Here is a 13,150-nt window from a genome sequence, read left to right as displayed (position 1 = left end):
ACCGCCTCCACCCGAAGCGAAGGCTTCACCCGTGCCCGGGTAGCTCAGGGGTAGAGCAGTGGATTGAAAATCCTCGTGTCGGTGGTTCGATTCCGCCCCCGGGCACCACTTCCCAGACGAAATATTCGTTTTCAATGGGTTGCATAGCGGTTCTGTCCCACCCGTTCGCACCGGTCCCAAAAGTGGGACACTTTCGTTCTATTTCTGTCCATCTGTCAGCCTCTTAAGAGCGGACTCCGCGCGGGTCTTCTGTCGCGCTGCGCGTGTGTAGCGGGTCACTTCCTTTGAGGTCCGGTGACCGGTGATCGCCATGATCTCGAATTCCGTGCAGCCAAGTTCGGCCAGCCTCGCTGCCGCCGCCTTCCGCAAACCGTGCAGCGGGCAATCATTGAGGCCCGCTTCGCGCGCCCACTTTCGGAATCGGTTGCCAAAGCTGCCCGCCGTCCAAGGCGTGCCACGCTCGTTCACCAGATAGGTGAGGTCGCCGGTTGGTGTTGCGTCGATGATCCGTTGAAGTTCGGGAATGATCGGAATTTCCATGCGCACAGGATTGCGGTTCCGCCCCTTGTGCTGCGTGAAGGTCAACCAGCCGTCGCGTGCGTGCTGCCGTCCAAGCTGGATCAGATCGGACAGCCGCTGCCCGGTGTAGAGCGCAAGGGCCAAGGCCAGCCGGGCTTGAGATCCGACAGGATGCTTGTTCTCGAATTTCTCGATTTCTTCGATGGTCCACGAGTGGAAGCCTTCCGGGTTGCCCCGCAGGTATTCGACTGACGCCGCCGGATTGCGGTCGTGCAGATCATACTTCACCCCGTAGGCATAGAGTTGGCGCAACGCCTTCACCATGCCGTTCGCCGCCTCGGGACGGTCGGACAGCTCATCGCGGCGCAACCTGACATGGCGCGGTTCCATCAGCTTGAAAGGCTTGTCCCCATCTCCCTTGTGCTGGCACATGCGTTCGAGGATCGCGCGGCGCACCTTCTGCGTTCTCGGGTCCAGCTGTTTGAAACCCGCACTCTTGAAGTATTCGCCACAGAGCCACCGGACGCTTTTCGGCACGACAGGCGCAACCTTTCCCGGTTTATCGGTCGCGCCCTTCACCGACTGCGGCCCCTTTGCAGCGCGGCGATAGTCCGTCAGGAATTCGGGCGAACCGATGGGACCGCGCAGCCGAACCTTTGGCTGCCCTGCCTTGCGATAATACAGGCGCACGTTTCCATGCCGGTCTGTATCTTCGACCACATATTTCACTCTGAATTTCATCCCGACTCCCCTTTCATTCGTCCCAAGGGTTCAAGACCGCATCTTCCGCGCCTCCGGGCAAGTCTTCGATTGCCGAGTCAATCTGGCGCACATCCCAGAAGACGCGCGTATAGATGCGCTTAGCCGGGGGCATGATTTTGTCGGCAATCATCCTGTCGAAAGTGACAGGGCTAACCCCGACGTAGGCCGCAGCCTCAGCCCGAGACAGCAGCCGGGCGCAGGGCAACGGCAGAACGCGGGTTTTCTCAGCTGCGGCCCTCATGGTCAGAAGCCCGACAAACGCACGTTGACCGCGCCCGCGCCCGTGCCGGCCGCAGCAACAGCGACGCCCAGTTTCGTGTTGTCGGTTGCCGTGATCGTGGCGAGTTCCGCGGAATCGTCCCAATAGATCACGTCGCCAAGCACCACGTCATCGGCTGCGACCTTGGCGATTTCGAAGACGCCAGAAGTTGCCACGTCCACGGAAGCGCCGCTTGCAGCATCGCCCAAAGCAATTCCGACGATTTCACCGGCGATGACCGGTGCGCCGCTGGTCACGGTTGCGGGGGCGGGAATGGTCAGATTGTCCCCGCGTTGAATGAAGTTCGTTGCCATCGGATCAGACTCCTTTGCTGGTCTGAAATTGGATCATGCGGGCGGGTTTCGCCGCGCCTGCGATTTGGGATTTCAGGTCGAGGATATAGAGGCGCAGCGCGTCGCGGTTGGCGGGTCGGAATTCGACCCGCTCGCCGTTGCTGTCATAGACTGCGACAACCGCCTGACCCGTCATGAGGTCGTGCCACGCGGTTTCCGCCTCAGTCAGCCGTTCGGCCAAGGTTGCCATCAGCTGTCACCGGGATTCTTGTATGCGCCGCGCCAGTCGGACCAGCCGCAGCCGAAGTCGAGGAAGGCGCGATATTCCATGCCCAGCGTGCTCCAGGCTTCCTTGCGCTGGATTTGCACGCCCTGCGCCGATTGCAGGTAGGCAAACTGCAACGCCGGAACCCGTGCCGGGTCAGCAAACAGCCACCAATCGTCCGAGTCTTCCAGACGCGGTTCCACGATGAGTTCCAGACGCGATGCGAAGGGGTTCGCGTCGTCCACTGTTGCCGGGTAGATTTCAGCCATCAAGCGTTCGGCTGCGGTCTCATGGTCCGGTCCCACCAGAAGGAAGCGCGGCTTGGCGTCCACGATGGTCTTGCCGTCCAGCCCCTTGGTCTTGCGCATCGCCTGCCGTGCGGCGTCAAGTGCCGACATATCACCCACGCTGCCGATCGAGGTGCCCGCGCCTGCGAGGTTGCCCCGCGCGGCGAAGAACACCGGGTTTCCGTCAGCCATATTCGGGTTGCTGGTCAGGATCGAAACCAGCTCGTCAGCTTCGGTCTGCGCCGCAGCCTGACCAATGGCAGAGGTCATATCGCCCAGCATGTTCAAGTCGTCGTCAATCAGCAGCTTGCGCGAAACCGAAATGGCGCGACCGAAGGTCTTGAGGCTCATGGACTCGCCGGTTTCCGCGCGGCTGGTATGGGTGAATTCGCCCTGTTCGGACATTTCTTCCATTCGCCCCATCTCGCCCAGGCGAATGGATTGCGAGGGCTTGAAGTTGGGAAGGGTGCGTTGCCGTGCCAGACGTTTCAACGGCGACTCGGCTGCCCGGTAGCTGTCCAGCGCGACCTTGCCCATCGCGTTGCTGACCACCAGCGGGAAGTCGGACGTGCCATGCGCCGCGCGGGTGAAGATTTCATCCGTCGAAAGGCCACGGGTCGCTTCGCCTGCGCGTTGCAGCGACTCCAGCGCCATATCGCGCAGCGTCATGTTCACAAAGTCACGGGACGCTTCCGGCAAGTCGCCGCCCACCATGCGGAAAGCCACTGCATCTGCTTGCCGGGTGCGGATCGTCGCCGGATCTTCGCTGGAACCATGAACACGGATGCGAGGAGCTTGCTCCCTTTGTTTCTCAAGTTCCCGGCGCAGTGCCTCTCGGATTTCTTCTTCAGTCAGTCCGCTGTCGATCATACGGGTTGCCCAGTCTTCGGACAGGCTGCACGCCTTGCGCAGGGTTTCGACCAGTTTTGTCCGGTCGTTCGTTTCATCAAGTGCCATGCTCTTACCTCGCTTTTTGGCATTCGGGTCTGCGGGGATTGCGACAAGCGAAACCTCTTGGATGGTCCACGCCGTCGCGGTTCGGGTTCGGGTGCCTTCGGTCACGCCATCGCGCCATGCGGCGACGCTGTAACCGACGCTGAAACTGGTCAGGGTTCCGTCGCGCACGCGGTCCACGATGGGGGAAACGTCCTGCGCGGTTGAAAAGGTGAGGTCTGCCACCACGGCCCCGTCTTCCAGCCGGAAGTTGCGGGCGCGTCCGATGGTGGCGGTTGCCCGGTGCCGGTCATGGGAGTCCAGAAGCGGCACATCGAGGCTTCCGAGATCCAGCGCCGCCGGATCAAGGACTTCCAGATAAGCGCCGCGCTGGTCACGTCGCCGGACAGGCGTTGCGGTTGCCACGGTTGCCGTGATGGTCAGCGGCCCTTCGGACGCGCCGCCGGGTGCCGTGACCGGCATTTGCCGAGTCAGCAGTTCAAGCGTTGTCATTATCGTTTTCCTTGAAGGTCAGATTGAGCGCGCTTTCGCGGTCGCGGTCTGCGGCGATTTCCGAGTCCAGTTCGTCAATCGAATAGCCAAGCGAAGCCACCGCCTGACGGCGCGACATGAGACCAGCGCCCATGAGTTTCAGCGTCGCTTCTGCATCCTTGAGGGGGTCCACCCAGGGTTGCGCGGGGGGAATCCATTCGACGGCGAACAGGTCGTTATTCAATGCCGCATCGATTTCACCGGACAGCACGGCATTCGTCATCACGCGACGCCAGGCGGGGTTCAGCAGTTGCGGCACCAGCGTGTGAAACTGGTAGGCTTCGACCTTCTGCCGGAAGCTGACCAGCGCCGCGCGAAGGCTTGAATAATTGGCTTGGCGCAAGTCACCCGTCAGCAGATGTTCCGGCACGTCCAGCCCCGCCGCGATGGTCCGGGTCATGTGCGACAAAAACTCTGCGACTTGCTGCGCCTGTTGCGGCGCGGTCGTATTCACGCGCCAACCCCCAGGCACTTTAAACATGGCGCCGGGTTCGAGGCTCTGCCCTTCCGCGAACGGCTCATCGCTGCCATCGTCCATCGCGTTTTCATTGGTCAGGATAACCGACAGCAGCGCGGCAACTTTGGCATTCGTTTGCAGCGCGTCTTCCAAGCCATCCAGTTCGGACAGCCGCAGCAGGACATTCGCCAGCGCCGACACGCCACGCACCGCCCCCGGCCCAGACGGACGATAGACATGCAACACGTCTTCTGCCGGAATGCGGATAGGTTGCGCGTAAGTCGGGAATTGGTCGGACGGTTTTGCAGGGTTCACCCAATAGGCCACGCGCCTTCCGAAGGCGTCCAGTTCGACTCCGTTCGCGATAAGCGCACCGCCCGCAAGGTCGCGGGTCATCGCCATATCCAGCATTTCCGCCGGGATTGCTTGCAGCTGGTCCCCGACCCACCGGAACAGGGCTTCGCCGTCGATGCGTTCGGAGCGCACCGCAGCGGCTTGCAGCCCTGCGAAGTCGGTCAGTTCTTCCAGATCAGCCCGGCGAGTCCACGCCTTAAAAGCCGCGTCCAGGCGCTTGCGGGTTTCCGGGTTCGGATGCTGCGACGTTGCTGTGATGCCTGCCCCCACCGCAGCCGTGGTCCAAGCGGTCACGCCCGAATGTGCCAGCGGGTTGTTCGCGGCAAAATGACGGGCGCGACGCTGCACAGGTTCCCGCGCTGCGGAAGCCTCGGCCGCCCAAGGGCCGAAGGACTGCGACCCGCCCCCGAAGCGGCGCTGCGTCTGAGCTGCCGCATCGTAACTGCGCACGACTTTTGGTTCGGCGGAACGCCGTTTGAAGTGATTGAAGAACCGCATTGTGTTGACTCACTGCCTGTGTTCGCTAAGCATCACGCACAGACAGAAAGTGAGTCAAGTAACTGATTTTATGCACAAAAAATGTGAAATCCGCCAAGATGCGATAGGATCTATTTCGCGGACCGGGAGGCGTGACAAGATCGAATAGGATCAATCTTGAGGGATCTCATATGTCCCCATACGTCCCAAGCTGACAAGGTCACAAATTCGTGATATCGGGGAAGTTAGGGAAATTCGCAATTTTTTAGGGGGTCGCCGTGCTCAAATTCGGCTCTGCACCCACGCCGAAAAAGAATCTAGATCGTGAGACCAAAAGACTTTCACTCCCTCGTCGGTGAGGCGCTGAACGTCTTCTGGCTTTATAACGCCTTGCAGCAACGCGGCAGTTTCTACAAAGCTACCCCAATGTAATTTCCAAGCGGCAGCCTTCTTTAGAACGTCATTGATGCGCTTTACTGAGTTTGTCGCGTCGTTAGTTACCTTGCATTCCATCGCGGCTACGAATGAAGATGCAAACCCGCAGGCTATATCAACTTCCTGTGCGGTGGTAGTGGCAGTCGCAAAGCGAGTTTTATTCATGAAATGTTTTGACGGAATGGCGGCGCGAGTATCAATGGTAACGCTAGGCAGTTGCGTCCAGCCTTGAGAAAGCAACAAACTAACTACTGCACTTTCTTGTTCTGCGCTCAGCCGATTTCTTTTCTCCGTTTCTGTGAGCTTAGGGGCAATGAATGAAATCACTCGCTCTATCAGAAGTTCACGCTCCACAGCTGTGGGTGCTCGATTCCCTGATAGCCACGGCGCAATATTTCGATCCATCCATTGGTTTAATACAACTGAGACTTTTTTTACTGCTTCGGGGTTTTGCGGGCGACCGGACTTTTCAGACCCCTTAGACCATTCATCGCACAGGAGTTTGAATTGGTCTTGACTCTTAGGTGGAGCTAGCAAATGCCGAAATATCAGCATATGCCGTGCATCCCCTTCCAATGCAGATCGAAAGTCTCGCAAGTCATTTGAAGCAGCTAGTGCGTCTACGACCCGCAACCTTATTTGGGCTAGGGAAGCTGACCAGTCGGTTGCTTCCCCAACCGGGTCAGCGCCTTCGATGTAGAGCTTTTTTGCGTATTCGGCGTTCTCGCGGTTTTCTTTCGAGATGGGCATTCTTAGGCTCGCCGCTTTCGCAGGACTGGTGCGGACCGGCGGGACTCACCATTGCGAGCCTCGTCACGCTTTGTGTAAGCGATTGCAGCCATAAGTCTCTCGTCAAGCGGTGTTAGCTTTTCCACAGAGCGCCAGTCGGAAGGAGGGGTTTGAGTCTGTACCTTGTGCTCCAAGAGTGACAAAGCGACCGCTTTTGCGAGTTTCGGCGGGACAGCATTGCCAATTTGGCGGTAAACAGAAGCCCGCTTTCCCACCCATTTCCAAAAAGACGGAAACGACTGAATAGCTGAACATTCTCGGGGGCACAAACGGCGCAGGCCGTGAACCGGGTCGATCACCCAATCTTGCGCAGTACTCGCAGTCACTGTGCGAGCAGGAAGTGATGGGTCTGCTATAAATGCACCTTGTTTGTAGCCCCAATGGCCTCCCGGTCGAGTTGCTTCAGGTTTTCCACGCGACTTTACGCCACTTCCAGGACTGATCTCTGCCAGTTCTGCTGCTAGTTTGGGGGTGGGTCGAATAATCTCTTCCTCCGAAATATCGCGAACATTTGAAAGGCAACGTTTGAGGCTCACCCAACTTTTCAATCCACCAACCCGATCCTTTGAATGCGTTGGGTTTGGAAAGGAGGGGCAGTCACCAGTCCGATGGGCAATAACAAATAGACGAACGCGTCTTTGCGCAACGCCATAATCTGCGGCGTTCAAAAGACTTACAGCCGTTTGCCAACCTTCTTTACGCAAGTCTTCACGGAGAAGGGCAAGTGCAGATCCAGGTTCACCATCTAATCCGCGAGCCGTCAAAAGGCCACGCACATTCTCCATAATTATGAAGCGAGGGTCCAGCGAGTTTGCAAGCTTAATAAAATGCCGAAAGAGCTGTCCGCGTTCGTCTGCCAACCCTTTTTGATGGCCTGCACTCGACCAAGACTGACACGGTGGCCCACCAACTATAGCATCAAGGTCGCCGTTAGACATACCTCCGGCTCTTGCCAAGACTTCCGCGGCCGTAAGATCGCGAATGTCAGCCTGACCAACAGACGAGCGCTCTTGAGCTTTAGTGTTGGCGCGCAGTGTAGCAACAGCGTCCGAGTCCAAGTCTGACGCAAAGCGGCGAGACCAACCTGCCTGCTCAAATCCTAGGTCCAAGCCACCGGCCCCGGAGAACATTGAAATGAAGTTATGCATCCCTCTCCACCTTGTTTACTGCTTCGTTCGCGGGAACGTTTGTAGAACGGCTTGGTTACCGGTTGCTTTCCATGACATCAACCCAACTGCCCATCCACCTACCAGATAAAGGGCACAGTTGCACTGAATCGTCAAGAAGTTGGGCTTCTAGGTCGCTAGAGCTAATGCTTTGCAAAAACAGACATGGACCTGCCTCTGTCGCTCATGCTAGCCATCTCGATCTCACGATCAATGCGTCTACCGCTCTTGCTTTTTTGCTCGACAGTTCAACTTCGCGCCGGTCAAGGGCTTGCCCCACCAGCTGCCGAGCCGCCCACGCGTAAACAGTCGCGTCCAGCGTTTCCGCCCGCTTCCCCTTGATCCGGTCGAACCGCGCCACCGGCTTGCCGTGCGTGTAACGCACCACGCGGCGTTCTGAGGTCAGTTGTTCGAAGAACACGGGTTCTAGCGTCTCAGCAAACCGGACGCCTTCCCCACGCGACAGGCGGTTGAACAGTTGCGATTTCACCGCGTCGCTACCCACAAGCCATAGCGGTGCCCCCTTGGACCCGGATCGTTGCAAGAACGGGCGCGAGAACCCCGGCACGCCCTTAATGCTGACCACGCGGCGCCCGAACCTTGGGCGGGTGAAGGCGTGGACCAGATCAGTATGCCCCCCGTCGCCGGAGTCGATCGCGCAGGCGTCAATGCCGATGGTCCCGCCCTTGGCATGCGTCCAGCGTTCGCGCAGCAAGGAGTCGAGATCCTGCCAAACAGCTTCCCCGTCGATTGCCCCCCACAAGACCCGGTGATCGAGGATGAACAAATCACTGCGCCCGTGGCCCATCAGGACCAGTTCCAGGCGGTCGTCCTGGCAGTCCACTCCGCAGGTCAGGAACAGCACGTCTTCTGGCATGGTCGGCAGGGTGAAGGGTTCGCGCCGCTGGAACAGTTCGTGTTCGTCCAGGTCCTCGCCTTCGGCCTTCCACGGTTCGCCCAGCACAAGGTTTGTGAAGGTCTGCAAGGTCTCGGGTGATTTCTTCGCTTCCAGGAATTCCGCCACCAGCTTGCCCCACCGGGCGTTGTGGTGAGGCGAGACCAGCGCGTTGATCTTGAACCCCGCATGGCCTTTCACATGCGGCGCGGTCGCCCGCCAGCGGCCGGCTGCCACCATTGCCGGTTTCTGACGTTCTTCGACAACGCAACCATTCGACGGGCAAACCCAATGCGCCGAGTCTGGGTCGCCTTCGGTCCACCGAATATCGGCCCATGTCACTTCCGAGAATTCGCCGCAGCAGGGGCAAGGCACTTCGAAGACGCGCTTGTCGGATTTCTCATAGAGGCGGGTTGCAGGGCCGAAGTCGAAGACCGGCGTGCTGCCCGCGATGATTTTGCGGTCTCGGAAGGTGAGCGTGCGCATCTCGGCAAGCGCGATGGGGTCGCCTTCCTGACTGACTTCGTAACCGTCGATTTCATCGAGCAACAGGATCTTCGCCGTATGCCGTCGCAGGTTGCGCGGCGACTTCGCCGCCAGAAACTTGAGCGACCCGCCGGGAAACTTGCGGTTCAACATGGTGCTGCGCCCGGTTTCGTCCGCCTCATCCGACAGGATGCCCCGCAGAACCGGCGACGCCTCAAACAGGGCTTCGAGGTCCACGGCATAGTCCCGCGCGTCGTCCGCGGTCGGCTGCACGGCGAGGATGGGGCACGGTTGGTTCGCGCAGTAGGACGCAATGATGCCCGACAGAAGCTGAGTGTATCCCACCCGCGCCGATTTCAACACTGTGACGCGCTCTGTCTCGGGGTCGTCAATCGCTTCGCAGATACCGCGCTGATAGGCCCAAAGGCGCATTCGTCCCGGCGTCGCGGATGCGGTCTGCGGCAAGTGGATGTTCGTTTCGATCCACTCGGCAAGCGGGATGTTTGCGGGTGGTCGCAGGGCTTGCAGCGCATTTCGCCGGATCAGTTCAATTCCCATCTGCGAGTCCTTCCAGTGCTGCCCGGATTTCCCGGTCGATCTCGGCAACGTCATGGGCGGTCAGGTGCGGAAGGGTCGCGCCGCAGCGGCTGGGAACCGCCAGCATCGCCGCCCGCACGTCGCGCAGCATCGCAGCCCAGGCGCGTTCCACGTCCGATGCCTTGACCAGCTCGCCACGTGCTGCGGCGTTCTGAATTTCGATCTTGTCGGCCTGTTGCCGGGCAAGGCGCAGCTTTTCCGCTTCAAGGTCGGACTTGCCTAGGTGCTTCCCACCCGCATAGCCAAGCCGGGACGCCTTATCGCGCAGATCGCCAAAATAAGTCTTGAGCGACGCCCGCACGTCATAGCGGCCCCTGACAGGGCGATGCAGCATCCCGTCGCGTGCGAGGGTGCGAACGCGGTTCGCCGTGATACCCAGCAGCTGCGCCATCTCGGATTCGGTCGCAAGTGCCGGGATTGCATCGGTTTCTTCGTCGCCAAGCAGGTCTTCGAAGTCGTCAAGATCCGCTGTCATGATGGTTGTCCCATTTCAAAAAATTCTGCAAAGCGCGTTCCTTCGCGGTCAGCGCCCCCCGCGGCCGGTCCCCCTTGGGAAGGACCCGTAGAAGCCATGATGCGACAGGCTGCATGATACGATTGAGCGACGGTGCGAGAGTGGTCCAGGTGTGGTCCACGTTCGGTCCACGTTGGAGAGCCCGAAAAACCCAATGATTTCAACGGTGATCCAAGTGGTCCAGGTGGTCCACGTTGAATCTCTCTAAGGCTTTTCACAGCACTTGGGATGCAGCGGTCGGCAACCCTTCTATGCGTCCCAAGACCCATACTGTGAGTTTTCCACCCGGCCCACGTGGACCACCCTTGTCTTTTCAATGGGTTACGGCCTTCCGAACGTGGACCACAACCCGGACCACGGCAAGCTGAACGTGGACCACGCAACTCAGCCATTTTCTTCACTCCAACTGAAATGCGCCTCATCCGATTTCATGTATCCGGCGAAGGCCCTGCGGCATTCATCCAGTTGCGGTATCCAATACGCGCGTTGACGGCCCGATCCTTCGGCACTGCCCCCGCGCCGCCGCCTTGTTTCCATCATGGGACACATTGCATTCAGCGACTTGGCAAATGCTTCCCGCCCTTTAGTGTCCCCGTGGTGCCTTTGCCGGTGCATCCAGTAGCAATAGTCGCTGTGAAGGTCGGTCTTGATGATTTCCAGCGGCCCACTGCGCCATTCGCTTTCATCCCCGAATTCTTCGCTGCCCGTGAAACCGGCACACAGTTTCTCGAACCACCACGCTTCCACATTGCGAAGTCCGGCAAGTTTCTGATCAAGGAGTCCGCGCGTCTGAGGTGGCTTGCCAATCCTGATACCGTCCGGCGTTTCCCAGGCCATGAGGAAGGCCATGAAGGCTGCCGCCCCATCACCCTTAATCTGCCGGTGCAGCGCATCGAAATAGTCGTGGTCTCCGATTCTGTGATCCGACACGTTGAATACGGCATAGCGCCGTTCATCCGCAGTCGCAGGCACGGCCCACTCTTCGTTCGTGCTGAAAATGACCCGGTGAAAGGACGGGATTTGCACCGCGTCCACGCCCTTACGTTCAATGCGGATCTCGCTATTCGTGATGAGCGATTGCAGTTTGCCCTTCGCTTGTTTGTCGCCGCCCCAGCTCGCTTCCTCGGCATGGATCAACAGCGCCGTGTCATAGAGGCCATTGAAATTCGAGGTCAGCACGTCCGGCGAATTCGCCAAGGCGTAATGGCGAGATCCGACAATCCGGCGCATCAGGTCCACAAGCGAATCCTTTCCTGCGCCCTTGCCGCCCTTCAACACCAGCGCCACGCGGGGTTTGTTCGCGGGGTTCTGCACGATGTCTGCAAGCCAAGACACGATGTAATCGAAGTGCGCCGTGTCACCGGACGCCCAAACGTCGCGGATATGGTTCACGATCAGGTCGCAGTTGCCGGTCTCATTCGGCTCAATCGCGAAGCCTTTCCAGAGGTTCAGCTTGTCCTTGTGAACGCGGCCGGACGGATCGAAGGTCAGTCCCCCTTCGAAGGTGGTGCGCTTTTCCGACTTGATCCATTTATCGCCGCGCCCTTGGAAGGCGTGAAGGTCTCGGAAAGCGCGAACGGAAATGAGCGACAGCCCATCGGCTTTCCGGTCCACAATCTGCACGTCCTTGCCGACACGCACCATTGCGTAACGGTCATTCAGGGTCGGTTCATCTTCGCCCAAGAGGTCTTCGAAGGGTTCGGGCAGGTCTTCCAGTTCTTCGTCCAGGCTGGCAACAATCGCGCGGGCGTAGGCTTCCCGTTCCATGAAAAGGATTGTCGCGCCCTTGATCCGTTGCCCCCGGTTGCTCTTGCCGAAAGAACGCCACTGGGAACGGGTATCGCGTTCACCCTTGTAGCGTTCGGGGTCGCGCTGGGACCACGCATCGAAGGCCCGGAACCCGGCTTCGCTGCCGCCGGTCTCATAGCACACTGCCATTCCCACGTTGCGCCATTCGTCGCGGTGAAGTTCCTTAGGGTCGATGCCGCGCAGCGCCGCTTCCAGCCGGTCGAGGGACAATGGGTCAGCGGGCGCAGCCGGTGCCATGCGTTCCGGCCGCTGCAACAGCGACACGTCCACCACAGGCGCACCGGTCAATTCCCAAGTCAGCAGGTCTAAGGGGCGTTCCCAGCAATAGGGTTGCCCCGTGTCTGGATGAATGCTGCCCGGTGCCACGACATAGGTGCCAGTGCCCTTCACGGCGACTTCCCATCCGTCCCCTTTGGCGATGGTCCAGGATGCTAGGGGTTCGGGCGAGAAAATGTAGAAGTGCCGCGACGCGCCACCGCTGCCGGAAATGACGCTGGGAAGGTCCATGGCGTTCGGGCAATGCCGCAGCAATGCCGCCCGCGCCTGCGGTTCGGCTTCCGGGGTCTTCACGTCGAAATCAATAGCGCAGAGGTAGCCAAAGAGAGTCTTGGACGGTTCACCAAGGCGAATGCCGACATTTTCACCCGGTTGCCGCTTCGCTGCGAAGGCGTCGCCGGTCAACACAGGGGCTTTGCTCCACCCCTTTTCGATTGCGGCTTTGCTTTTCGGCTTCACGCGCATCAATGCTGCATGAATCTCGCGCAGATCAGCCGTTTCGCGCATGATCTCGTCTTGCAACTGCGTCGCATTTGCAGTATTTTTGTCCATGTGGTTTCCTTTCATGTGGGTTCCACGGGTTCCGTTGTGGTGGCGGGACCAGCGAAGTGGCTAACGCCACGTCTCAGGGTCCAGGGGGTCAGTTGCATAGCCGCGACTGGCCCCTTTCTCGTCTTGGCGTATTTGGATTTTGGCGGTCAAACGATCTTCGCGATTGACCAAATGCCACTGACAAGCTCCGACTCCGATTCACGGTTGGGTTGACCGGAATCCCATCGCATGCAGGGCAATAGTGGTGGGACGTAAATTCTGAATTTCTGTTTATTTGCCTATAGCGAAAAAAGTATCCCACTCGCGCGAAGCAATTGAAAACTAGAGAAAACTGCACCCCGCCCCCGGGCACCATTCGCATCATACCTTTTGGCCGATGTGAGAGTTTGCGCTTGATCTATGGGCATTCCACTTTTTGGAGGTCAGACAGGGTATTACCCACTCTTTGCCCTCGCATCCCAACCCCCAGGTGG

At 59.2% G+C, this 13,150-nt stretch carries 11 protein-coding genes and 1 tRNA gene; 1 reads left to right on the top strand and 11 read right to left on the bottom strand.

Annotation, left to right across the window (positions count from 1 at the left end; all coding sequences use genetic code 11):
- Window positions 1–33 precede the first annotated feature (33 nt).
- Window positions 34–108, top strand: a tRNA-Phe gene (locus ACN0SW_RS19440).
- A gap of 90 nt (window positions 109–198) precedes the next feature.
- On the opposite strand, the gene ACN0SW_RS19435 is transcribed toward ACN0SW_RS19440, so the two are convergent.
- From ACN0SW_RS19435 to ACN0SW_RS19385, 11 genes are all read right to left on the bottom strand, one after another.
- Window positions 199–1,260: a site-specific integrase gene (locus ACN0SW_RS19435; RefSeq protein WP_417729567.1), complete on the bottom strand. Its 1,062-nt coding sequence runs from the start codon at window positions 1,258–1,260 to the stop codon at window positions 199–201.
- A gap of 13 nt (window positions 1,261–1,273) precedes the next feature.
- Window positions 1,274–1,522, bottom strand: a complete 249-nt coding sequence (locus ACN0SW_RS19430) for a helix-turn-helix transcriptional regulator (protein WP_417729566.1) — start codon at window positions 1,520–1,522, stop codon at window positions 1,274–1,276.
- Window positions 1,523–1,524: 2 nt separating this feature from the next.
- A complete protein-coding gene (locus ACN0SW_RS19425; protein WP_417729565.1) occupies window positions 1,525–1,854 on the bottom strand; it encodes a DUF2190 family protein in 330 nt (109 codons plus the stop codon).
- 4 nt (window positions 1,855–1,858) lie between these two features.
- Window positions 1,859–2,083: a gpW family head-tail joining protein gene (gene gpW / locus ACN0SW_RS19420; RefSeq protein ID WP_417729564.1), complete on the bottom strand. Its 225-nt coding sequence runs from the start codon at window positions 2,081–2,083 to the stop codon at window positions 1,859–1,861.
- Window positions 2,083–3,831, bottom strand: coding sequence for a Mu-like prophage major head subunit gpT family protein (locus tag ACN0SW_RS19415; RefSeq protein WP_417729563.1), 1,749 nt, complete (start codon window positions 3,829–3,831; stop codon window positions 2,083–2,085). Before ACN0SW_RS19415 ends, gpW begins: the two co-directional genes overlap by 1 nt.
- A complete protein-coding gene (locus ACN0SW_RS19410) occupies window positions 3,818–5,179 on the bottom strand; it encodes a phage portal protein (protein WP_417729562.1) in 1,362 nt (453 codons plus the stop codon). Before ACN0SW_RS19410 ends, ACN0SW_RS19415 begins: the two co-directional genes overlap by 14 nt.
- Before the next feature lie 261 nt (window positions 5,180–5,440).
- A complete protein-coding gene (locus ACN0SW_RS19405) occupies window positions 5,441–6,343 on the bottom strand; it encodes a XamI family restriction endonuclease (RefSeq protein WP_417729561.1) in 903 nt (300 codons plus the stop codon).
- A 2-nt stretch (window positions 6,344–6,345) separates the two neighbouring features.
- Entirely contained in the window at window positions 6,346–7,512 is a 1,167-nt protein-coding gene (locus tag ACN0SW_RS19400) for a DNA cytosine methyltransferase (RefSeq protein WP_417729568.1), read from the bottom strand.
- Window positions 7,513–7,732: 220 nt separating this feature from the next.
- Window positions 7,733–9,487: a phage terminase large subunit family protein gene (locus ACN0SW_RS19395; RefSeq protein ID WP_417729560.1), complete on the bottom strand. Its 1,755-nt coding sequence runs from the start codon at window positions 9,485–9,487 to the stop codon at window positions 7,733–7,735.
- Entirely contained in the window at window positions 9,477–10,001 is a 525-nt protein-coding gene (locus tag ACN0SW_RS19390; protein ID WP_417729559.1) for a DNA packaging protein, read from the bottom strand. Before ACN0SW_RS19390 ends, ACN0SW_RS19395 begins: the two co-directional genes overlap by 11 nt.
- Window positions 10,002–10,424: 423 nt before the next feature.
- Window positions 10,425–12,647 (bottom strand): DUF5906 domain-containing protein, encoded by a 2,223-nt coding sequence (locus ACN0SW_RS19385; protein ID WP_417729558.1) that lies wholly within the window; start codon window positions 12,645–12,647, stop codon window positions 10,425–10,427.
- Window positions 12,648–13,150 lie beyond the last annotated feature (503 nt).

Origin of the sequence: Roseovarius sp., assembly GCF_048262375.1 — a bacterium.
Taxonomy (GTDB): domain Bacteria; phylum Pseudomonadota; class Alphaproteobacteria; order Rhodobacterales; family Rhodobacteraceae; genus Roseovarius.
Note: the sequence above shows the minus strand (reverse complement) of the source record. Positions and strands in the feature narration are given on the sequence as shown.